Origin of the sequence: Texcoconibacillus texcoconensis (assembly GCF_014202575.1) — a bacterium.
GTDB classification, from domain to species: Bacteria; Bacillota; Bacilli; order Bacillales; family Salisediminibacteriaceae; genus Texcoconibacillus; species Texcoconibacillus texcoconensis.
On record NZ_JACHHB010000007.1, the window covers coordinates 1 to 22356 of the forward strand.

The 22356-nt window shown below is 40.7% G+C and carries 20 protein-coding genes and 1 other RNA gene; 18 read left to right on the forward strand and 3 right to left on the reverse strand.

Features of this window, described 5'->3' with window-relative positions; translation table 11 throughout:
- Positions 1-670: 670 nt before the first annotated feature.
- Positions 671-1168: a hypothetical protein gene (locus tag HNQ41_RS08610; protein WP_184664019.1), complete on the forward strand. Its 498-nt coding sequence runs from the start codon at positions 671-673 to the stop codon at positions 1166-1168.
- Positions 1169-1570: 402 nt separating this feature from the next.
- Here the strand turns inward: HNQ41_RS08610 and HNQ41_RS08615 are convergent, their stop codons facing one another.
- The 3 genes from HNQ41_RS08615 to HNQ41_RS08625 all read right to left on the reverse strand — a co-directional run bounded on the left by HNQ41_RS08615 (position 1571) and on the right by HNQ41_RS08625 (position 4429).
- The gene (locus tag HNQ41_RS08615; protein ID WP_184664020.1) at positions 1571-2935 is read right to left on the reverse strand and encodes a hypothetical protein; all 1365 of its coding nucleotides are present in this window, start codon (positions 2933-2935) and stop codon (positions 1571-1573) included.
- 255 nt (positions 2936-3190) lie between these two features.
- An RNA gene (gene ffs / locus HNQ41_RS08620) (signal recognition particle sRNA large type) lies at positions 3191-3456 on the reverse strand.
- 100 nt (positions 3457-3556) lie between these two features.
- A complete protein-coding gene (locus tag HNQ41_RS08625; RefSeq protein WP_184664021.1) occupies positions 3557-4429 on the reverse strand; it encodes a YitT family protein in 873 nt (290 codons plus the stop codon).
- Positions 4430-4568: 139 nt separating this feature from the next.
- Between HNQ41_RS08625 and HNQ41_RS08630 the strand changes: the two genes are divergently transcribed.
- From HNQ41_RS08630 to HNQ41_RS08710, 17 genes are all read left to right on the forward strand, one after another.
- Positions 4569-4925 carry a nucleotide pyrophosphohydrolase gene (locus tag HNQ41_RS08630; RefSeq protein ID WP_184664022.1) on the forward strand — a complete coding sequence of 119 codons (357 nt, stop codon included), beginning with the start codon at positions 4569-4571 and terminating at the stop codon, positions 4923-4925.
- Positions 4922-5716: a 4-hydroxy-tetrahydrodipicolinate reductase gene (gene dapB / locus HNQ41_RS08635; RefSeq protein WP_184664023.1), complete on the forward strand. Its 795-nt coding sequence runs from the start codon at positions 4922-4924 to the stop codon at positions 5714-5716. The genes HNQ41_RS08630 and dapB overlap by 4 nt, the downstream gene beginning before the upstream one ends.
- A 29-nt stretch (positions 5717-5745) precedes the next feature.
- Positions 5746-6183, forward strand: coding sequence for a methylglyoxal synthase (gene mgsA / locus HNQ41_RS08640; RefSeq protein WP_184664024.1), 438 nt, complete (start codon positions 5746-5748; stop codon positions 6181-6183).
- Positions 6161-6880, forward strand: coding sequence for a bacillithiol biosynthesis deacetylase BshB1 (gene bshB1, locus HNQ41_RS08645; protein WP_184664025.1), 720 nt, complete (start codon positions 6161-6163; stop codon positions 6878-6880). Before mgsA ends, bshB1 begins: the two co-directional genes overlap by 23 nt.
- Complete coding sequence (gene bshA / locus HNQ41_RS08650) at positions 6877-8007, forward strand: N-acetyl-alpha-D-glucosaminyl L-malate synthase BshA (RefSeq protein ID WP_184664026.1); 1131 nt, start codon at positions 6877-6879, stop codon at positions 8005-8007. Before bshB1 ends, bshA begins: the two co-directional genes overlap by 4 nt.
- Before the next feature lie 142 nt (positions 8008-8149).
- Complete coding sequence (locus tag HNQ41_RS08655; protein ID WP_184664027.1) at positions 8150-9313, forward strand: CCA tRNA nucleotidyltransferase; 1164 nt, start codon at positions 8150-8152, stop codon at positions 9311-9313.
- A gap of 1 nt (position 9314) precedes the next feature.
- Entirely contained in the window at positions 9315-10289 is a 975-nt protein-coding gene (locus HNQ41_RS08660) for a biotin--[acetyl-CoA-carboxylase] ligase (RefSeq protein WP_281394000.1), read from the forward strand.
- A 324-nt stretch (positions 10290-10613) separates the two neighbouring features.
- Positions 10614-11483 carry a 3-methyl-2-oxobutanoate hydroxymethyltransferase gene (panB, locus tag HNQ41_RS08665; protein WP_184664028.1) on the forward strand — a complete coding sequence of 290 codons (870 nt, stop codon included), beginning with the start codon at positions 10614-10616 and terminating at the stop codon, positions 11481-11483.
- Positions 11461-12348, forward strand: coding sequence for a pantoate--beta-alanine ligase (panC, locus tag HNQ41_RS08670; RefSeq protein WP_184664029.1), 888 nt, complete (start codon positions 11461-11463; stop codon positions 12346-12348). The genes panB and panC overlap by 23 nt, the downstream gene beginning before the upstream one ends.
- Positions 12338-12721, forward strand: a complete 384-nt coding sequence (panD, locus tag HNQ41_RS08675; RefSeq protein WP_184664030.1) for an aspartate 1-decarboxylase — start codon at positions 12338-12340, stop codon at positions 12719-12721. Before panC ends, panD begins: the two co-directional genes overlap by 11 nt.
- Positions 12722-12881: 160 nt before the next feature.
- Positions 12882-15680, forward strand: a complete 2799-nt coding sequence (gene dinG, locus HNQ41_RS08680) for an ATP-dependent DNA helicase DinG (protein WP_184664031.1) — start codon at positions 12882-12884, stop codon at positions 15678-15680.
- Positions 15681-15728: 48 nt separating this feature from the next.
- Entirely contained in the window at positions 15729-16565 is an 837-nt protein-coding gene (locus HNQ41_RS08685) for a ComEC/Rec2 family competence protein (RefSeq protein ID WP_184664032.1), read from the forward strand.
- A 57-nt stretch (positions 16566-16622) separates the two neighbouring features.
- The gene (locus HNQ41_RS08690) at positions 16623-17930 is read left to right on the forward strand and encodes an amidohydrolase (protein ID WP_184664033.1); all 1308 of its coding nucleotides are present in this window, start codon (positions 16623-16625) and stop codon (positions 17928-17930) included.
- A gap of 340 nt (positions 17931-18270) precedes the next feature.
- Positions 18271-18765, forward strand: coding sequence for a cell wall elongation regulator TseB-like domain-containing protein (locus HNQ41_RS08695; RefSeq protein WP_184664034.1), 495 nt, complete (start codon positions 18271-18273; stop codon positions 18763-18765).
- A 37-nt stretch (positions 18766-18802) separates the two neighbouring features.
- Positions 18803-19987 (forward strand): pyridoxal phosphate-dependent aminotransferase, encoded by a 1185-nt coding sequence (locus HNQ41_RS08700; protein ID WP_184664035.1) that lies wholly within the window; start codon positions 18803-18805, stop codon positions 19985-19987.
- Positions 19988-20113: 126 nt separating this feature from the next.
- Positions 20114-21406 carry an asparagine--tRNA ligase gene (gene asnS, locus HNQ41_RS08705; RefSeq protein WP_184664036.1) on the forward strand — a complete coding sequence of 431 codons (1293 nt, stop codon included), beginning with the start codon at positions 20114-20116 and terminating at the stop codon, positions 21404-21406.
- Between the two features lie 234 nt (positions 21407-21640).
- Entirely contained in the window at positions 21641-22354 is a 714-nt protein-coding gene (locus HNQ41_RS08710; RefSeq protein WP_184664037.1) for a DnaD domain-containing protein, read from the forward strand.
- The last annotated feature ends 2 nt before the right edge of the window (positions 22355-22356 follow it).

Genomic DNA, 22356 nt, shown 5'->3' on the forward strand with positions numbered 1-22356 from the left:
TCGGCTCGAGGTCACTTCGGTCCGGCAATTGAAGCTGAAAGCGCTTCTGCTTGCCGTACCTCCAGTGCTAGTCGCCGATAGGCGGGCGCCTTGTACTTTTCTTATGAGAGAGCAGCTGACGAAGAAATTCGCGGTTAATCGGATTCCGCAGCTCGCCGAAGGTAGTTGGGGGTGTCCTCTGTGAGAGTAGGACGCCGCCAGGCATTTGAGAGCATGTCGCAGAAGCGATGTGCTTTTTTATGTTTTCAAGAACTGATCACCGTAAGGTGAAAAAGGTTTATAGAAAAATAAAACAGCGAGGAATCCGAGAACAAGAAGTTCTAGGAAGCAAGCGAACGAGACTCGTAAGGGTCACATATGAAAGTGCGCTGCAAAAGCGATGAAGTGGGAAGAAGAAAAGAAAAACGAATAAAGCATTATCAAGAAGCATATGGATTATTTTGTATGTAAGACGATTTAGTTAATGGCAGAGAATATCTAAAACCTACACCTTACAATACCCTTCATAACATGAACCTCAAAAGAAAAGAAGGAAACGATCATCCCCAAAATTCTTGAACCTTTCTAAATTCCAAACCTTTTAAACTAGCTATGCTTACGCTTATACGAGCTGCTAGAAGTAAAAATCTTATTGTTTCATTCTTTAATGATAAATAAGGGAGAGTGGAAAATGAAAAATAATGTATTAGGGTTGCTATTTTTTTCAATTGTTTTATTATCAGCTTGTGGGGATCCTGTTGGTGAAGATTTAGATCATTACATTAATGAAGAACTTGCATCAATTATTGACCTGGAAGAAGGGGTTATAATGGAATATGAAAGCGTCGTAGGAAGTAATTATACCAATGATAAGGATTTGTATATTCATTTAGAAGAGGTTGTTCTACCAATGTATTTAGATTTCATAGAACAACTTGAAGCAATAAATCCTGAGACATCAGAAATTAGAGAATTACATGAAATTTACATTAGTGCTGTTAACACCCAATATAATGCTATGGTTAAATTATTAGGTGCTATTGATTATCAAGATCATGGTATGGTTAGTCAATCAAATCAAATGTTGTCTGAAGGGAGGGCGAAAATAAGGGAATTTCATAATGAAATGGATGGTCTAATCGAAGAATATAACGTAGAATTTGATATTGAGATGAATGACTTTGAGTAATACAATTTCCCAAATGTGCATTTATATAACACAAACAGAGTCTGATGGAGAGTTTTCTCAGGCTTGGTTTAATATATCATTTAGAGAAATTCCTATTATAATCTCTTTTTAGAAATTTAAATGGTCATCTGTCGTTATACAAATTAATGTTTGGCTGTTTTGATAAAAAACTTCATGCATTACAAATCGATGTAGAGGACATTGGCATTCATTCGGTCTAAATTTAAGGAGGGGGAGGATCCCGCGGTGAAGAACGTTTTTTAAATACGTGTTCTTCACTTTTTACGTGAGTTCATAATATTTCACATACCGTATTGCAGTTTGAACTCCACCATGAAAACCTTCACCCCAAAAAAAGCCTGACACGCGTGCGTGCCAGACTGTAAATGGTCAGTTTTCATATTAATCTACAAAACGAACACCTTCATGTTGTCCATTCGTAGCATTGATATAAATATGGGAAACTCTCGCAATGCCATCTACGGGAATACGGTAGGTGAGGACATTGCTATGGGAGTGCCCATTGATGACAGACAATGTAGGTTCGCCATCTGCATCAATCATTTCATGATCATGAGTGATACGGCTGATTTCGTCTTCTGTTAGTTGTGGCTGTGTTTCTCCTTGTTCATCGAAAACGTGATAGTAAGGAAGGGGCTGAAAACTTAACAACACACCTGCATGGTGGTCAATCTCGATTCTTACAGGGCGATTTTCATAGGCAATACCGTCTCGTTTTGGATAAAAAGTAAAGGTGAGCTGATCATCTAATTCTTCGAAATCATCCAGTACCATCTGTTCTTCCTCGTCCCACCGTGTGAGAATTTGTTCGCTAAACGCTTGTGCTTCTTCTTTGTTTATATTCCCTTTGGCGTGATCTGCGTCTTTGGCTGTTTGATCATGGTGCTGAACTTGGATGATATGCCCTCCGCGGACACTAACTTCAACGATATATTCGCTTTCCTCACGTTCTGCTGCACGAAATCCGATCAAATCGCCAGCAACAGACGAACTTCCTTCAAAGTCTTTCTCAACATCATTGACATCGTCAATCGACCATAGATCGTCCATAAACAGGAAGGCTTCCTCAGCTAACGCTTCCTCAGACAAAGGTTCTTCATCCTCGAATGCTAGGGGGCCAAGTGATGTGTCATCATCTTGATCATCGAGAAATGCAGCATCATCTTCACCGATGGGGGTGTACGTGTCGGTTTCGTCGAGAAGCTCTTTCACCATGGCATTCAATTTCTGGGCTTGTTCGTCACCCCAATTGTTTTGCTCATCAGTAACGTACGCTCTCATTTGTTGTACATGCTCGTCGGTTGTGTGCGCAGCTTCTCTTATTCGTTCGATATTGTCCCGTTCAACGCCAGATAGCTCACTTAAATCATCTTGCTGTAATAAATAGGATAAATACTGTTTTCCAGCGACAATATAGCGATCCCAATAACTATGCAACTGCAATTGATCTTCTAATAAAAAGGGGCTTTCATATTGTGATTTTAATAGAGAAGAGAGATTGGAATACGCATCTAGCATGTGCGCAAAACGGTCTTCATGTGTGGTCGCAGAAGACATTTCTGCTAACTGCTGTTCAATTTGTGCTGAATAAGAGCTGTGCTGAAAGATGCTTTCAGATAACCGAGTAAATGTCTCTTCTTCATGTTTTTGCAGCTTTTCATTCGCTTCGAAAAGGAAGTAGGAAGCCGTCCCTAAGCCGATCAATAGTAAAACGATGATCCATAGGTAAGTCTGTTTGTTGAACATATGATTCTCCTTCTAGGAGTACTCGAGTGCTTATCGTAACATAGAAGCTTGGGATGTTGTGAGGTGGTTTTGATAGGTAAGCGATAAAAAGTAACTCAATATTTCACGTACCGTATTATAACAACTTAAACAAATTACATCCCATAATAAAACCTGACATGGCCCCCGTAGAGGAGAAACTTAAATTTCTCCAAAAGCACGAAAAAGCTACTTCCCATCATGAAGAAGTAGCCAACGGTTCATTCAATATGTAAATCACAAACCTATATACGATCTAATCATCCATGCGCTTGCTTTCTCTTTGACTCAGAAAAAGGAACCTCTTACACAAGAAAAGTGTCCGCCTTATGGCTGCTTCCTTCCGGATCTGACCCGTTCGGTGGTTTTTCTTCGTAAAAGACTTTTTCCTCAACATCAAATCAAAAGTGCTGACCACACATGATAAGACCTTCTATAGGCATTCGCCCCTGCTATAGCGGATTGCAGGTAATAAGGCACCGCTACCTCCCCGGCTATTGCGATCTATATATATATTACTATGTATGGTCTTGTTCGTACATAGTGACTGAATGGTAGAAGAGGAAATAAACAACAAGCTAAGGTGTAGACAGAATGAACGTCTCATTCCCTGAGCGGTTGTTTATATTCATCTAGTGTGAATCCTTCACCTAATACATCTTGTACATCAGTAAACGTGACGAAAGCATGAGGGTCAACGCGGTCGATCAACGTTTTTAAGCGGGTCATTTCGTGTCGTCCGACAACGCAATACAACACTTCGCGATCAGCCCCTGTAAAACTTCCTTGCCCTTTTAAAATCGTTGCGCCACGTTCCATGTCTGATAAAATTTTTGCGGCAATCTCAGGTCCTTTATCAGATATGATCATCGCAGCTTTTCCAGAATAAGCTCCTTGCTGCATAAAATCAATCACTTTAGCAGCGACAAAAACAGCCAATAATGTATACATCGCTTCACGATAGTTCAAATAAATTAAGGAAGAAGTAATCACAACTGCATCGAAAAGAAACAACGTCTTGCCCATGCTCCAACCAAGGTAACGAAAAGCGAGTTTTGCAATAATATCAACCCCACCTGTTGTACCACCATAGCGAAAGACAATCCCTAATCCAGCACCGAGAAAAGCACCAGCGAAGAGGGCGGCAAGTGTCATATCATCATTAAGTGGAATTGATACTATTTGGTAAGTTTGGAAAAACCATAAGAAAAATGATAATGCGACGGTTCCTATTAACGTATAGATGAAAACGTTTCGACCGAGAATTTTCCAACCGATGAAAAATAGCGGAATGTTTAATACTAAGTTAGAGATCGCAGGATCGACATTTAATGTGAAGTAAAGAATTAATGTGATCCCAGTAAATCCGCCGTCAGCAAGATTATTTTCCATGTTAAAATAGACGAGACCAAATGACATGATGGCGGCCCCAATTATAATGAAGAAAATATGGCGAACTTTGATTGGTGTTGTCATATGACCATCCTTTGCATGGATTGTCAAATTATTATAATCGAAAAGGAATTTGAATTCAATTCATATTAAAAATGATTTGTCAAAACGTGTCCGATTGGCTACCATTGAACGTGAGTGTTAGATAAGAGAGGTGAAACAAATGGTCAACGAAAAGGATGAAATGAGTATTCAAGACGCACAAAAACGTGTCGATGATTACATATCACAGTTTAAGGAAGGCTATTTTAGCCCACTTGCGATGATGGCCCGTTTAACCGAAGAGATGGGTGAACTTGCTCGAGAAGTGAACCATTATTATGGTGAGAAACCGAAAAAAGAAAGTGAAGAAGCAAAAACAATAGAAGCAGAGCTCGGCGATATCTTTTTCGTCTTAATCTGCCTTGCCAACTCACTGGATATTGATTTAGATGAAGCTTTACATATCGTACTTGATAAATTTGAAACGCGCGATGAAAATCGTTGGACACGTATTGAAGAAGGAGGAGATCAACAATGATCAATATTGTTGTAGCTGGACCGAGAGGAAACATGGGGAAAGAAGCGGTAAAAATGGTAACTGAAACTGAAGATTTTCAATTAACAGCGGTCGTTGACCACAAAAATGGTGGTTGGACGATGAAAGATGTGGAAGGGATGCCTTCATTAGATGTTCCGATTTTTGAAAATCTGGAAACTTGTTTTCATGATGTAGACGTAGATGTACTCGTTGATTTAACGCGTCCAGACATCGGGAAAAAACATATGGAGTTAGCGCTTGACAATGGCGTTCGCCCAGTGATTGGTACGACTGGTTTTACCGATGAAGATGTTAAACGATTACGCGAAAAGGCGGAATCAAAAAGATTAGGTGCGATGATTGTTCCTAATTTTGCCATTGGTGCTGTATTGATGATGAAGTTTTCACAAATGGCTGCAAAATATATGCAAGATGTAGAGATTATCGAGCAACACCACGATCGAAAGTTGGACGCGCCTTCTGGAACGGCGATCAAGACGGCACAGTTAATCCAAGAAGTACGTGACCCAAAAGTACAAGGGCATCCTGAAGAAACTGAAGAGCTCTCGGGCTCCCGAGGTGCTAACATTGATGGTATGCACATCCATAGTGTCCGTTTACCAGGTCGCGTTGCACATCAGGAAGTGATCCTTGGAGGTGAAGGACAGACGCTTTCAATTCGCCATGATTCAATGAATCGCACATCATTTATGCCTGGGGTGAAATTAGCTTGTGAAACCGTCATGAACTTAGAAACGTTAGTTTACGGTTTAGAGCATATTATTGAATAATTTTTGAGAGATAATAAGGGGGAATTCCTGTGAATATTGCGATGATTGCACACGACGAAAAAAAAGATGATATCGTTCAATTTTCTACAGCATATCTGAATGTACTAAAAGATCATGAATTGTTTTCTACTGGTACAACGGGTAAACGAATTTCTGAAGCCACAGGTCTATCTTTACATCGTTTTCGTTCCGGTCCATTAGGCGGAGACCAGCAAATTGGTGCAATGATTGCGGAAAATAACATGGACCTCGTCTTATTCTTTAAAGACCCGCTAACAGCGCAACCACACGAGCCTGATATTTCCGCACTTGGGCGCTTATGCGATGTTTACGGTATACCCATTGCGACGAATATGGCAACAGCAGAAGTGTTAATTCATGGCTTGAAAAAAGGAGATTTTGCTTTTCGGGAATTGCGGCGACAGACAGGGGGAAATTCAGGAAATGAAGGCGACGGAAACAATTAATTTACTAGCGTTTGGCGCTCATCCTGATGATGTAGAAATTGGGATGGGGGCCACCCTTTTTTTGCAAAAACAGAAAGGATATAAAACAGGGATTTGTTCGCTTACGCTTGGGGAGATGTCTTCAAATGGTACTGTTGAGAAGAGACAGGAAGAAGCGGAGAAAGCAGCGAATCATTTAGAAGTGGACAAGAGGATCCAACTAGAAATCCCTGATCGGCATATTCATCCTTATGACGATTCACAAGTACGAGCGGTTGTGGAAGTGATTCGCCGATACCAACCGCAAATGATTTTTGCTCCTTTTGACAAAGATCGGCACCCAGACCATACAGCTTGTCATGCATTGGTTAAAGAAGCCTTTTTTTCAGCAGGTGTGCGCAAATGTTATCAAGACTTAGGTTTACAACCGTTTCGCCCAGAAGCGCTCTGGTTTTATCCGATCAATGGTACATTCGAGCCAGATGTCGTTGTTGATATATCAGATGTCGTTAACACTAAACAACGCGCGCTCGAAGCATATGAAAGTCAGTTTTTCGCAGAAGGTGAATCAGTCAAAACACCTTTAAACAATGGTTACTTACAATCAGTATCGGCTCGAGATCGGCTCTTCGGCCAACAAATTGGAACAACTTACGGTGAAGGATTTGTACAAAATGGACCTCGAAAAATAAAAGATTTGTTAGGAGATAAGACATGACGTTAAACATTGGGATTACGTGCTATCCAACTGTAGGAGGTTCTGGTGTCGTTGCGACCGAACTTGGAAAAGTGTTAGCAGAACGCGGTCATAACGTGCACTTTATAACGTCAAGCTTACCATTTCGTCTTGAAGAAAATGTAGCGAATATTTATTTTCACGAAGTTGAAGTCAATCAATATTCTGTGTTTCGCTATCCTCCTTATGATTTAGCATTAGCAAGTAAAATGGCCGAAGTTGCTAAGAGAGAGTCACTTGATATTCTTCACGTCCATTATGCCGTGCCTCATGCGATTAGTGCGCACCTTGCCAAAGAGATGGTCGGTGATCATTTAAAAATTGTCACGACTTTACACGGCACAGATATTACGGTCCTTGGTTATGACCCTTCGTTAAAAGATATGATCCGTTTTGGTATTAATAAATCAGATTACGTTACAGCTGTATCTCAAGATCTCGTGCACCAGACTCAGGAACTATTACAAACGAGCAAACCGATTGAAACGGTTTATAATTTTGTCGATCAGCGGCTTTATTATCCAAAACAAGTGGACGGTTTGAAAGCAGAGTACGGTATTTCAGAACATCAACGTGTCGTCGTGCATGTTTCTAATTTTCGCCGTGTAAAACGAGTTACGGACGTTATTGATGCTTTTCGCCTAGTTAGAGAAAAAGAGGATGCTGTTTTATTACTGATTGGAGAAGGTCCTGATTTACCTGTCGTTGATGAAAAAGTAAAACAGTATGGGCTTGAGGACGTTGTTTATTTTCTCGGGAACCAAAAGCGGATCAATGAATTACTCTCCATGAGTGATGTGAAATGGTTGCTTTCAGAAAAAGAAAGCTTTGGTCTGACCATTCTTGAAGCGATGGCGTGTCGTTTACCAGTGATAGGAACAGATATCGGCGGCATACCAGAAGTCATTGAAGATGATGAAAATGGGTACATTGTTCCGTTAGGTGATACGCGGCAAGTGGCCGAAAAAACGTTATCTCTTTTTCAAGATGAAGAAAAGCGACAAGAGATGGGGAGAAAAGCTGAACTTCGCACAGCAACAGTTTTTGCTCAAGAGGAAATTGTCGCTCAATATGAGCGCGTTTATCATCAAGCGCTATCTGAAACATGAACGACTCAACACTGAGCGATATTACATTATAAAACAAATGTTTTGCTCTGTGAAAGGCGCTTCATCTTGCGGTTGCTTTTGGGTGCCTCACCAGACAGGAAATTTGATGTGGAATTTTTCTTGCAATAAAGGGAGTGTAAAAATGCCTGCTGATTGGAAAGCGGCGTGGGATATCATCGTCGAGTTAGAAAACCATGGCTTTTCGAGCTTTATCGTTGGGGGAGCGGTTCGGGATTACGTGTTAGATAAGCCTCCAGGAGATATTGATATTGCGACTACGGCGAGGGTAGAAGATGTACAACATATCTTCCCTCATGTCGTAGATGTCGGTGTCGACCACGGAACAGTACTTGTGCCTACGACAAGTGATGTGATTGAGGTGACCCAATTTCGAGGGGAAGTAAACCTCAACGATGTCGATAGATCATTGCGGGAAGATTTGGCACGAAGAGATTTCACATTGAATGCGATGGCTTTAACGAAGTCAGGGGAGATCATTGACCCATTTGGTGGTAAGGATGATTTACAGAGGCGAGTGTTACGTGCGGTTGAAAATCCAAGTGACCGATTTGAAGAAGATCCGTTAAGACTTTTACGAGCATTGCGCTTTGCGCATCAATATCAGCTATCGATTGATCAGGACACAGAACGTGCTGTATATACATATTCGGAAAACATCCAAGAGGTAGCTGTAGAAAGAATCGCAAATGAACTTGAAAAAATGACCCAATCTTCTTTGACTTATCAATCTATGATGGCCCTGTTATCATCTCCAGTCATGCAAGCGCTCGAAGGATTGAAAGTGAAGGAACTGTACGAAAAGTTGAAACAAAACCGCGTCCATTTCGTTGTTGATTCTTCGTTACTGCTATGGTCACTTCTTAGTTTTGATTGGAACAATGAGACTTCGGCACGAGAAGTTTTAGGGACGTTTAAACGATCTAAAGCTTTGCGTAAAGATGTGCGTGAGATCCATGACATAGCGCTACAAACGAGAAGGGAAGGTTGGTCCAGTTGGTTGCTTTATCAGTTAGGTAAAGAGCGTCTGGAAGCAAGTGAGGTCATTCGAGCGCTTATAGATCACAACCAACCAAATGTCGCTCTATTACATGACCGCTTTTGTAAGTTACCGATTCAGAATAAGAAAGAACTTGCGGTCAACGGAAAGATGTTAATTGAAAAGTTGTCGATAGATCATCGCTCAGAAATTGGCGATGGGTTGCGTCGGATTGAAAAGGCTGTCGTAAGCGGTGAAGTTGTTAACCAAAAAGAAGCGATCTATGAATGGTTGAAAGGAGGGAAATGATTTGAAAGCGAAATTGTTGCAGTTATTATTAACAATGAGCGATTCGTATATTTCAGGACAGGCGATTAGTGAGCAACTAGGGTGTTCGCGAACGGCGATTTGGAAGCATATCGATGCGCTAAGAAAAGAAGGGTATAAAATTGAGGCTGTTCAAAATAAAGGATATCGTCTCGTTTTTACCCCTAACCTACTGACAGATCACTCTATTCAAGCGACACTTGCAACAGAACGTTTCGGCAAAAAGGTGATCGTAAGAGATGAAGTGACTTCGACGCAAGAATTAGCACACCAATTTGCGCAAGAAGGTAATGAAGAAGGGACAATAATTGTCGCTGAACAACAAACAGCGGGGAAAGGTCGTCTTGGACGTAAGTGGTACTCACCAAAAGGGACGGGTATTTGGATGAGTATCATTCTCAGGCCATCTCTAGCTATTCAAGAAGCACCGCAATTAACATTAGTTGCAGCTGTAGCGGTTGTTCGAGCGATAAAAAACGTCACAGGTATTGAGGCATCGATAAAATGGCCGAATGATCTTTTAATCAATGATCGAAAAGTTGCTGGGATATTAACGGAAATGCAAGCAGACCCTGATCGAATTCAATCAATCATCCTTGGTATAGGCATGAATGTTTTACAAGAAGAAGTTCCTGAAGAATTAGAAGAGATCGCAACATCTCTCTGGAAAGAAAAAGGCGTCCAAGTGGATCGTACGGCATTGTTAGCTGAGATATTAAAAGAACTAGAATGGTTTTACGATACATTTTTACAGTCAGGTTTACAATTTATTAAACCGATGTGGGAAGCGCACGCTCGTGGAATGGGTGAGAGAATAACCGCTCGAGGAGTCAATGAGACTGTAACGGGTACAGCGCTTGGAATCACCGATCAAGGTGTATTAAGAATTCTTGATGATAAAGGCAATGAGAGAGAGGTTTATTCTGGAGACCTAGATTTCTTTCACACAGACAGATAAATGTTTGTTATACTTGATTTAGGGCAGTATCCTTTTAGTGGAACTGTACCGTTTGGAAATCATTGACATTTGAAAAATTCTGCCTTGATCCACATTAATGGACGGGGACAGAGGGAGAAGTACTGGATGACCGTAAAGGATATAACAATCGATAGCGACCACGTTGTTGATGAATGTAAGTTGACTCGAAAAGGGTCTAGCTCCCTCCTCATGAAGGTGAAACCAATGAGAGCTGTCCCTTTGTTTAAGAGTCAGCTTTTTTGTATTTCAGTCCATCCTCGTACTTATACACCCCTCTGAAATTAAAAGTAGAGGTGGCTAACAATGAGAAAAATCGGAAAATTTAGACAAATGAAACAGAATGGAGAAAAGATTGCCATGTTAACGGCTTACGATGCGCCGAGTGCAAGAATTGCAGAACGAGTAGGCGTCGATTTAATACTCGTTGGGGATTCAGTAGGGATGGTTATGCATGGCTATGACTCAACTTTACCAGTAACTGTCGATGATATGATCATGCATTCGAAAGCGGTTCGGCGCGGGGCACAAGATACATTCATCGTTGCAGATTTACCGTTTATGAGCTATCACATCTCTTCTGAAAAAACAATGGAATATGCAGCTCGTTTTATGCAAGAAGCTGGGGCTGATGCGATAAAAGTTGAAGGTGCTGATGACGTTGTTGAATCAATTCGCCGTCTTACGAATGCTGGTGTACCCGTTGTTGGCCATTTAGGTTTGACACCTCAATCCGTTGCAGTACTTGGAGGTTATCGTGTACAAGGAAAGCAATTAGAAGATGCAAAATCTTTATATGATGACGCACGTGCTATAGAAAGTGCTGGGGCTTGTATGCTTGTTTTAGAGTGTGTCCCAGATAAAATTGCTGCGATGATTGCTAAAGAACTTTCGATTCCTGTGATCGGTATTGGTGCAGGTGAAGATACAGACGGTCAAGTGCTCGTGTTTCATGATGTGATCGGATTTAATGATGGTCACATACCGAAGTTTGTACGACAATATGCAAATGTAGGCGCGGAAATAGAAAAAGGGATCACATCTTATGTTCAAGATGTGAAAGAAAAAGCTTTCCCGGCTTCTGAACATACATTTTCAACAGACGATCACATGATGAAACAATTTTTAGCTTATGTTGAAGGAGGGGCTGAAGATGAAAACAATACAAACGATTAAAGAATTAAAAGAAGCGATTCATACGTGGAAAAGAGAAGGAAAAACGATCGGGTTTGTGCCTACAATGGGGGCATTCCACGAGGGCCATATCGCGCTTGTGAAAGCAGCTCGACAAGAAGCTGATATCGTCGTTTGTAGTTTGTTTGTCAACCCTCTTCAATTTGCTCCTGGAGAAGATTATGATCGCTATCCACGAACACTCGACGCTGACAAACATATCGCAAGTCGCGAAGGGGTGGATTTACTATTTTGTCCAACTGTAAGCGAAATGTACCCCGAACCTATGACTGTTAATATTCATGTAAAGCGCCGTGTTGATTGTCTATGTGGAAAAGATCGACCTGGTCATTTTGATGGCGTGGCAACCGTTGTACTCAAGTTGCTACAACTGACAGAATGCGATTTTGTCTACTTTGGGTTAAAAGACGCCCAACAAGTTGCTGTCATTGAAGGGCTAGTAAATGACTTTCATTTACCACAAACGGTTCGGAGAGTAGAAACTGTTCGTGAGCAAAATGGTCTAGCCATGAGCTCGAGAAATCGATATTTGTCGGAAAAAGAAAGGGACGAAGCAGCGGGAATTTTACGCTCTTTACAACGTGTGAAAAAGTGGGTTGAAGAAGGAGAAGTAAATCGAGACCGATTAATCGATGTTGTTCATCGTGATTTGTCAGAAAGTCTTTCAGGTACGGTTGATTACGTCGATATTCGTTCGTTTCCAGAACTTCAAACTAAGGAAACTTTACAAGGAGAAACGATCGTTGCTGCAGCTGTTTCGTACCCATCAGCCAGGTTAATAGATAATATCATCGTTCATGTTCCGAATGAGAATGAGAAAAATAGAGGTGAGTGCCATGTATCGTGAAATGATGAATAGTAAGTTACATCGAGCGCGTGTAACAGAAGCAGATTTGAATTATGTAGGAAGTATTACGATTGATGAAGAATTGTTAGAATCTGTTGATATGTATGCCAATGAAAAAGTACAAATTGTCAATAATAATAATGGAGAACGTTTTGAAACGTATATCATTCCAGGTGAGCGTGGGAGTGGTACGATTTGTTTAAATGGTGCGGCTGCACGACTCGTTCAACCTGGTGATGTCGTCATTATTATATCCTATGTGATGGTTGAACAATCTAAAGCCCACGAGCATCAACCAAAAGTGGCGATTTTAAATGAAAAAAACAAAATTACAGAAATGATCGGCACGGAACCTTCATTTTCAATGTATTAAACAAAGCCTGAATTTGATTCTATGTTCCTTGACCGATCAAATCTTACTTTCGTGCTAATCGTCGTGTATAATATACGATAGTGTTTTAAAACTGTCAGTCTCGCTACGTTTTAATCGTAGCGGGACAATGGTAATGATTTGACCTCGAGGAGGAATCAACATGAACCGCTTTGCCGTCGTCGATATTGAAACGACGGGGATGTCTTATCGACAAGGTGATCGAATGATTCAAATTGGTCTTGTCATCGTAGAAGGTAGTGAGGTTGTTGATACATATTCTACGTATGTTAAACCAGAGGTTTCGATCCCACCAATGGTTGAGTCGTTAACGAATATTGACGACGAGATGGTAGATGACGCACCATCATTTTCAGCGATTGCACCTACGCTTTTACGCTATTTGGATGGTGCCTATTTCGTAGCCCATAATGTCGATTTTGATTTACCGTTTTTAAATGAAGCCCTTGAAGATCATGGGTACTCGACGTTTGAAGGTCGTACGCTTGATACTGTGGAGTTAGCCCGCCTTGTCGACCCTACAGCTTCAGGTTATAAATTATCTGACTTAGCTGAACGTTATGACCTAGAATTCGTTCAGCCACATCGCGCTGATGATGATGCAAATGTAACAGGGATGTTGCTCGTTAAATTACTCGAAAAGTTGCGTTCCCTTCCGCTAGTTACATTAAAACAATTGCTCGTTTACGAACCGATGCTAAAAAGTCACCTCCGTCCGTTACTTGATACATGGGTTGAGGATAAAAGCCAGGCATCACGTGAAGTTCGCTCAGATATAGAAATTTTTAATGGAATTGCTTTAAAAAGAGAACCGGATCCAGAATTGAAAGATAAGCAAGCCATTAATCATCCGTCTGCTTTCATTGATCAATTGTATGAAGAAAGCGGGCCATTGCAACAAAATGTAGAAGGTTTTGAACAACGAAGTGGGCAAAAGCGGATGATGAATGATGTGTATGATGCGATTCAATCTCGTGCGCACGGCCTATTTGAAGTAGGAACAGGCACTGGAAAGACATTAGGTTATCTCGTTCCAGCGGCATTAACAGCTCTAGAAACTGATCGTCCAGTTGTGATCAGTACACATACCGTTCAATTGCAAGAACAAATCATGGACAAAGAAATTTCAGTTCTAAAGAAATTGCTAAAAACGCCGCTGACAGCCACATTGCTAAAAGGTCGCGAACATTTTATTTGCCTAAAGAAGTTTGCCAATCTCGTGGAAACATCTAGTATTGATCTTACGTATGAAGTTGCGATGTCTTTAGCTCAAATTCTCGTTTGGTTGACAGAGACTGATCACGGAGACTTAGAAGAAGTCAATCTTGTCTCTCATTCTTCCTCGTTTCTTACGATGATTCGTGGAGATGAAAGGTCGATGAGTGAACAGCAAGGTGGATGGTTTTACCGTGACTTTTATTTTCGAGCTAAAAAGCGTGCAAGACATGCAGATTTAATTATTACGAATCATGCGGTATTACTAACAGATCTTGCGAAGAACAAATCGTTATTGCCTGCTTATGATGTCGCGATTTTGGACGAAGGACACCACCTTGAAGAGGTAGCAACGAAGCAATTTGGTTACAAACTTGACTACCATATGTTTAGTCAGCCTTTAAATCAATTAAATCACAAGCACGCACCGTGGCAAAAATTAACGAACGCTGAACGTCTCTTAAAGATGAACACATCATCGTTTTCAAAGCTGATCCAACAAATAAAAGAAGATGGATTGCATTTGTTTCAGCAACTATCACAATTTGCTGCGAGTAAATTTTCTTATCTGAACCAAACCGGTAAGGCTTCATACACATTCCGGCAAAATGATATCGATACTCTACAGGAATCCGGTCCAGTTGTAGAAGTCGCTCATCGTGTTGAAGCTAATTTATATGATTTATTAACAACGCTCCATTCGTTCATTGCTGAGTTGGAAAATGACCAAACCATTGAAGAACGAGAATTGAATCGTATGCGTTCGATGTTACAAAGTGAATATCGCCGTCTAGAAGAAGTGCATCATTCTCTCGTTCATATTCTCCTTGAACAAGATGAAGACGCAGTGTATTGGTTAGAAGCCGAGGAAAAAGGACATGATCATGACGTGACCTTGTACCGTCAACCTTATACCGTTCGGGAACTTCTGGCTGATGAATTATTTACGAAGAAAGATAGCGTAATTTTAACATCGGCCACGTTGGCAGTTGATGGGTCGTTTGCATATATGAGCGATCGATTAGGACTCGAAGATTTTCCAGTAAAGACAACCATGATCGAATCTCCATTTTCCTATGATCAACAAGTACGTCTCGTTGTGCCAAAATCAATGCCTAACATAAAAGATGTCGGTGACCAAGAATATATCGATTCTGTCGTGTATCAACTTTTCCAGTTATCGCAAAGGTCGATTGGAAGAGTGCTCGTTTTGTTTACTTCGTATGATATGTTAAAGCGTACGTATCATTTGCTAAAAGAAGTGATTGATGAACATATCCACCTCGTGGCTCAAGGTGTCCATGGTAATAGTCGCACGAAACTGACGAAAAACTTTTTGCAATTTGAACAAGCGATTTTATTAGGAACGAACAGTTTCTGGGAAGGATTAGACCTTCCTGGTGATGATTTACGTTGTCTTGTGATCGTTCGTCTTCCTTTTACACCGCCACAAAATCCGCTTTTTGCAGCCAAGGCAAAAGAAATTGAACAAAATGGTGGCAAACCGTTTTTCGACTTAGCGGTTCCAGAAGCTGTTTTACGTTTTAAACAAGGGTTTGGTCGTCTGATTCGTCATAAAGATGATCGTGGTGTTGTTATTGTGTTAGATCGACGTGTCGTTTCAACGCGATATGGGAGGAAATTTGTTCAATCACTACCAGATGTTGATATTGAAGAAAAAAACGATGATGATTTGGAAATGCTACTTGAGGGTTGGTTATACTAAAAAGGTAATGTCAGATTTAGCGTATTCCCTCAAAGGAGCTTGATGATTGTGAAAAAATTTTTATGTCTATTCATGCTTGGGCTATTTTTATTTTCCTCATATGTAAGTGGTGAGGAAGTGGAAGTTGACCTAAATCTAAACAATGGTGAATGCGCATTTACTTTTATGGATCTCCCATCTGGTGAATCGACAATTGTACAAAATAGCGAAGGACAAACGCTCCTAATCGATACAGGTGATAAAGATACGGAGGCGGCCTTTTCTGACCGCCTTGACATGTATCACGTCGATAAAATTGATGAACTTTTGTTAACGAGTTCGTCTCATTATCATTCTGGGAACCTTGAGTGGCTCTTTGATCATTATGATATTGACAATGTTTACCTTACAGATAAAGTTTATCAAGACGTAGAAGAATTAATCATTGAAGAAGGAACGAATGTGTCGATTGTCGAAGAAGGAAATACGTTCGAAATGCTACCAGAAGTTCGTGCGGAAGTGCTTTATTCATTTGATCAAGGCGAAGATGGAGCTGATGGTGTCGCTTTTATGATTCATTACGGTGAACACGAATTTCTTTATTCTGTTGTCAGTGACGAAACTGTAGAAGAAATGCTCGTTGAAAAAAGAAATTTAAAGTCTGAAGTGCTCAAAGTGGCGGACTTTGCAAGTGATAAAGCGACGTCAGAGGCGTTTGTGGAAGAAGTTGACCCGCAAATCGCTGTCATTTTTAGCAATCGAAATCGCCCACCTAGTGCGAGTGTTTTAGAGCGTCTTCATGAAACATGGATCGACATTTTTCAAACGAGTCGACTTGGTTCTGTTTCACTTAAGTGTAATTATAGCGATTATGAAGTAGTAACAGTTCGAGGGGGCGACGTGTAGGTGATGAAGAAATCGTAAAATCGCTTATCAATTTGGCAAGTATTAAGGGGGGAGAGGATGAAAACACGGTTTCGAAATGGACAGTTCTTAACTTCTCCTTCAGAAGGGGAATTCTTCCGAGGTGATATGATTGTTGAGGATGGTGTCATTACCTCATTTCAATCAATGGACAAGTTTAATCATAATGAGCAATCGTTGTGCGATAAAGAAGTGGACCTAGAAGGAAAATTGGTGTTGCCGGGGTTTGTTAATACCCATGGGCATTTAGGAGGGAGTCTTCTACGTGGGGTAGGAGATGATCTCCCATTAAAAGAGTGGCTTGAGACGAAAATGTGGCCTAATGAGGCACGATTAACACAAGAAGATATTCAGCTTGGTGCAAAAGTGGCTATTGCTGAAATGATTAAATCGGGTACGACGACTTTTGTCGATATGTACCACTTACATATGCATGATGTTTGCGGTATCGTTGAAAAAACAGGGATTCGTGCAGCATTGGGGCGAGGGATGATCGGGCTTTGTTCCAAAGAGGAGCAAGAAATGAAGTTACAAGCAGCGATTGAATTGTATGAGAGGTGGCATAAAAAGGACGACGATCGGATTCGTATTTTACTTATGCCCCATTCCCCTTATACATGTCCTCCTGAGTTTTTGAAACGAATTGTTGAAGAGGCACGTAAACGTGGGATCATGCTCCATACACATTTAAGTGAAACGCGAGCTGAAGTTACTGAGCATGTCGAAAAATATGGTCAAACACCCGCTATGCACCTTGATGAATTAGGCTTTTTTGAACAACCGACACTTGCAGCTCATGGTGTACATTTGACAGACAGTGAACAACAATTATTAGCAGATCGTCAAGTTTCACTCTCGCACAATCCGGTAAGTAATGCTAAGCTAGGATCAGGGATTGCACCTATTCGTAAGCTTATGGATGCAGGTGTTATCGTTTCTCTAGGCACTGATTCAGTTGCTTCTAATAATAACCTCGATATGTTGGAGGAATTACGTTTTGCTAATTTACTACAAAAGGCTTATCATGAGAAGGCAACGGAATTGACGGCGGGTGAAGCCTTAGCAATGGCGACAGAAAATGGCGGGAAGGCTTTGCAATGGAATGTTGGCCGATTACAGCCTGGGATGAAGGCAGATTTTATCACGATGTCGACGAATACAACGCGCCATGCACCTGCATTTTCTGAGCGACTCATTTCGCACATTGTCTATTCGAGTCAAAGTGCAGATATTCTTGATACGTATGTAGCAGGGGAGCCTCTCATGCGTGATCGAAAGCTATTGACAATTGATGAGGAAGCTGTTTTGAAAGCAATTCATGCAATGAAAGAAAAAACACCTGATTGATATCAGGTGCATAGAGGTGTAGGTAGGTTTTGTATTTTTATCGCAAATAGATGCCTTCGTTTTATATTTTGTAGTGATACAGTAGGCATCGAGTACATTTTCTTCTCCGCGATATTTGTAGTTTGTCTCAATTTGTATTTCATTATCACAGCAAATTCGCATCTGTAAAAATGTACATAAAGGTGAGGAACTTGACTGAAAACGTCGTGGAGAGAAACAGGGCGTAGGCGTTCGTTAAAAGAGTGTAGCTACGACGATAAAAAAGCTGCCCCACACGCTAATTGAGTATGGAAAATGTCTGTTTTTGTTCATTTTTGATGAAACATAAGTAGGTGAAATGATGAAAAAATGGCTCATAACCATAGCTGTAAGTTTTTTAACAATTTTCGCAGCTTCGGGTTACTGGCTATATAATGATGTAACCGGCTCGGTACCACAAGTCGAAGGAGCCAAGCAACTGGTCTATGATGAGACGACTGTTACGTCCATTACAGAGCGAGAACGTTATCACGGCGAAAAAGCATTCGATGTCTTTTATGGTTATGATGATAACGGTGAAGAGCAAATTGTATGGGTGAAAGAGTCGGAAGATGAGGATAAAGACACTCAAATTGTGCAAAGACGAGAAGCTGATGGTTGGAGTAAGGCAGAGGTTCAAGAGCATGTAGAAAGTGAACTTGCTGTTCAAGAACTAAAAGACATTCGTCTCGGAATGATTCAGACGACCCCAGTTTATGAGGTCATATATATTGATGATCAAGGCCGTTTTTCTTATTATTATCTCCGCTTTTCTGACGGACAATACATTCGGCAATATCACATTCGCAACACGTAATGTGAAAATATAGAAAATCATAAGGAGAGGATCATTGATGAACATTTCAAAAAGAGTTGAGCAAATCACCCCATCTTCCACATTAGCAATTACTGCTAAAGCCAAGCAACTAAAACAAGAAGGACATGACGTGATCGGCCTTGGTGCAGGGGAACCTGATTTTAATACGCCATCATATATTATTGAAGCAGCATATAAGTCGATGCTTGAAGGTCACACAAAGTATACACCTGCTGGCGGTATGCAATCTTTAAAGGAAGCGATACAACAAAAACTCCAAAATGATCAACAATTGAGCTATTCAACAGATGAACTAATTGTAACTGCAGGAGCAAAACATGCACTTTCGCTACTATTCCAAGCATTACTGAATGAAGGCGACAAAGTGGTGATTCCTGCTCCTTATTGGGTCAGTTATCCTGAACAAGTTAAAGTTGCAGGCGGTGTACCTGTGATCGTTGAAAGTAAAGAAGAAAACGAATTTAAGGTGACGCCTGAGCAGTTAGAAGCTTCAATAGATGAACGAACAAAAGCTTTTATTTTAAATTCACCATCTAATCCGACAGGTGTAGTGTATTCTAAAGAAGAGATCAAAGCGCTAGCTGAAATTTGTTTGAAACATGATATTGTGATTGTTTCTGATGAAATTTACGAAAAATTAATGTATCAATCAACGGTCCATGTATCACCGGCCCAACTGAGTGAGCAAGTACGAAACCAAACCGTCATTATAAACGGTGTGTCAAAATCCCACTCAATGACAGGGTGGAGAATTGGGTTTGCTGCTGGAAATCAAGCATTAATTAAGGGTATGTCTAATTTGGCGAGTCACACAACTTCAAATCCTGCAGTGATGGCACAATATGGCGCCTTAGCAGCCTACCAAGAAAATGACGATGCTGTAGAAGAAATGAGACAGTCGTTTGAAGGACGTTTAGAAAAGTCATTTGAACGATTACAACAAATTGATGGAGTCGAATGTGTCAAACCACAAGGAGCTTTCTACCTTTTCCCAAATGTACGAAAAGCTGTTGAATCTGGTGGGTTTACAGATGTTGATGAATGGGCAAAAACATTATTAGAGGAAGAAAAAGTAGCCGTTGTACCAGGTTCCGGTTTTGGTGCGCCTGATAATGTTCGACTTTCGTATGCAACATCTTTAGAACAGGTAGAAGCAGCACTAGACCGAATCGAACGGTTTATCCAAAAGCATAAAAAGTAATCGTTGTGCACCTTCTTGTCGAAGTTTGACTTCAAAATGAAGCAAGCATTATAATAAAACAGGTGTCATCATAGAAGCCAACGATAATTTGTGCTAGAAATTGCGGTAAGTGATGGAGGGAACAGCGTGAAAACGACAATTGCAGAAGTAGGAAAACATGTCGGTCAAGAAGTCACAGTTGGTGCTTGGCTGGCAAATAAACGCTCAAGCGGAAAAATTGCATTTTTGCAGTTACGCGATGGAACGGGCTTTATCCAAGGTGTCGTTCCGAAAAATGACGTAGAAGAGGAAACGTTTCAACTAGCAAAAGATGTCACACAAGAAAGCTCATTATACGTGACAGGTGTAGTACGTGAGGACGAACGTTCACCGTCCGGTTACGAATTGACTGTGTCGAAATTAGAGTTGATCCATGAAGCGGTCGATTACCCGATTACACCAAAAGAACATGGTACGGAATTTTTGATGGATCACCGTCATTTATGGTTACGTTCTCGTAAGCAACATGCAATCATGAAAATTCGTAATGAAATTATTCGTGCAACATACGAATTTTTCAATAACGAAGGTTACGTGAAGGTTGATCCACCAATTTTAACAGCAAACTCGGCAGAAGGAACGACTAACTTGTTCCATACAACATACTTTGATGAAGATGCTTTCCTTTCACAAAGTGGTCAGTTATACATGGAGGCTGCTGCCATGGCATTAGGAAAAGTATTCTCATTTGGTCCGACCTTCCGTGCTGAAAAATCAAAAACACGTCGTCATCTGATCGAATTTTGGATGATCGAACCAGAGATGGCCTTTATGGACCATGAAGATAGCTTAAAAGTTCAAGAAGAATACGTTAGCCACGTGGTACAAAGCGTATTGAACAATTGTACGCAAGAACTTGATGTTTTAGAACGAGACCGCTCGAAATTAGAAAACATTCAAGCGCCGTTTCCACGTATTACTTATGATGAAGCCGTTGAACTTCTTCATAAGGAAGGTTTTGATGATATCGAGTGGGGCGAAGATTTTGGTGCACCACATGAAACGGCGATCGCCGAGAAATACGATAAACCTGTATTCATTACACATTACCCAACGGACATTAAGGCCTTTTACATGAAGCCAGATCCAGAACGTGAAGAAGTTGTGTTATGTGCTGATTTGATTGCCCCAGAAGGTTATGGTGAAATTATCGGTGGAAGTGAGAGAATTGATGATGAGGAACTTTTAAAACAACGCTACGATGAACATAACCTATCTGAAGAAGCTTACAAGTGGTACATGGATTTACGTACATATGGATCAGTACCTCATTCAGGCTTCGGTCTTGGTTTAGAACGAACTGTTGCTTGGATTGCTGGTGTAGAACACGTACGTGAGACGATTCCATTCCCACGACTTTTAAACCGTCTCTATCCATAAAAATGAGAACAGTCAAGGATGGGCCTTTCTATCAAGGTCCATCCTTTTTTAACGGTTGAAAAGGAAACATTTTATCATCGTCTCATTGTCGAGAATGTGTTATTTTAATAGTTATGCGCAAATGTATGATTTGTCTATTTGAAATGTGAACGACAATGAAAAACGACCATCTAGACTTAGGTCAACCAGGCTTGAGTTAAGCATGTTATAATATGAGGCGAGGTGGAGAAACCGATGAATAAACAACTTTTAATCAATTGGATCCAAGAAGGCACCGTTTCGCTTCCGGCGCGTTTATTAAAAACGTATCGTACATTAGGTATTGATGAAAGAGAACTCGTATTAATCATTCATATTTATTCTTTTTTAGATGAGGGAGTAACGTTTCCAACGCCAGATGTATTATCGGAACGAATGACAGTAGATGCAATGACTTGCTCGAGTCTACTACGTTCACTCGTGCAAAAAGGCGTACTTGAAATCAAAGAAAATAACTCAGAAGGGATTATTGAAGAGGCGTATTCTTTAGATCCTTTATATGAAAAGATGGCACAACATATGTTACAAGAAGCAGAAGTAGAAAAAGAAACAGCAGAAAGTACAGAAGAAGGCGAGATCTTTCAAACGTTTGAACAAGAATTTTCTCGCCCATTGTCACCAATGGAGTTGGAAATGCTCTCTATGTGGATTGATGATGATGGTCATAGCCCAGATATTATTCGTGCTGCTTTAAGAGAAGCTGTCGTGTCTGGGAAATTGAACTTTCGATACATCGATCGTATTTTGTTTGAGTGGAAGAAAAATGGTGTCCGAACACTTTCACAAGCAAGGTCTCACGGAGAGTCGGTCCGTCAACATCATGTTACGCAACGTCAGAATGAAACAAAACATTCACAACAACCTCAAGTTGTCCCAAACTTTAATTGGCTTGAACAACGCGGTAATTAATG

Bases quoted from the DNA above. Each gene is read 5' to 3' on its own strand.
- HNQ41_RS08630 (WP_184664022.1), top strand. From the start codon at position 4,569: ATGGTCAACGAAAAGGATGAAATGAGTATTCAAGACGCACAAAAACGT.
- HNQ41_RS08610 (WP_184664019.1), top strand. From the start codon at position 671: ATGAAAAATAATGTATTAGGGTTGCTATTTTTTTCAATTGTTTTATTA.
- HNQ41_RS08690 (WP_184664033.1), top strand. From the start codon at position 16,623: ATGAAAACACGGTTTCGAAATGGACAGTTCTTAACTTCTCCTTCAGAA.
- bshB1 (WP_184664025.1), top strand. From the start codon at position 6,161: ATGAAGGCGACGGAAACAATTAATTTACTAGCGTTTGGCGCTCATCCT.
- panD (WP_184664030.1), top strand. From the start codon at position 12,338: ATGTATCGTGAAATGATGAATAGTAAGTTACATCGAGCGCGTGTAACA.
- HNQ41_RS08655 (WP_184664027.1), top strand. From the start codon at position 8,150: ATGCCTGCTGATTGGAAAGCGGCGTGGGATATCATCGTCGAGTTAGAA.
- dinG (WP_184664031.1), top strand. From the start codon at position 12,882: ATGAACCGCTTTGCCGTCGTCGATATTGAAACGACGGGGATGTCTTAT.
- HNQ41_RS08625 (WP_184664021.1), bottom strand. From the start codon at position 4,429: ATGACAACACCAATCAAAGTTCGCCATATTTTCTTCATTATAATTGGG.
- dapB (WP_184664023.1), top strand. From the start codon at position 4,922: ATGATCAATATTGTTGTAGCTGGACCGAGAGGAAACATGGGGAAAGAA.
- HNQ41_RS08700 (WP_184664035.1), top strand. From the start codon at position 18,803: ATGAACATTTCAAAAAGAGTTGAGCAAATCACCCCATCTTCCACATTA.
- panB (WP_184664028.1), top strand. From the start codon at position 10,614: ATGAGAAAAATCGGAAAATTTAGACAAATGAAACAGAATGGAGAAAAG.
- panC (WP_184664029.1), top strand. From the start codon at position 11,461: ATGAAAACAATACAAACGATTAAAGAATTAAAAGAAGCGATTCATACG.
- HNQ41_RS08695 (WP_184664034.1), top strand. From the start codon at position 18,271: ATGAAAAAATGGCTCATAACCATAGCTGTAAGTTTTTTAACAATTTTC.
- HNQ41_RS08710 (WP_184664037.1), top strand. From the start codon at position 21,641: ATGAATAAACAACTTTTAATCAATTGGATCCAAGAAGGCACCGTTTCG.
- bshA (WP_184664026.1), top strand. From the start codon at position 6,877: ATGACGTTAAACATTGGGATTACGTGCTATCCAACTGTAGGAGGTTCT.
- HNQ41_RS08615 (WP_184664020.1), bottom strand. From the start codon at position 2,935: ATGTTCAACAAACAGACTTACCTATGGATCATCGTTTTACTATTGATC.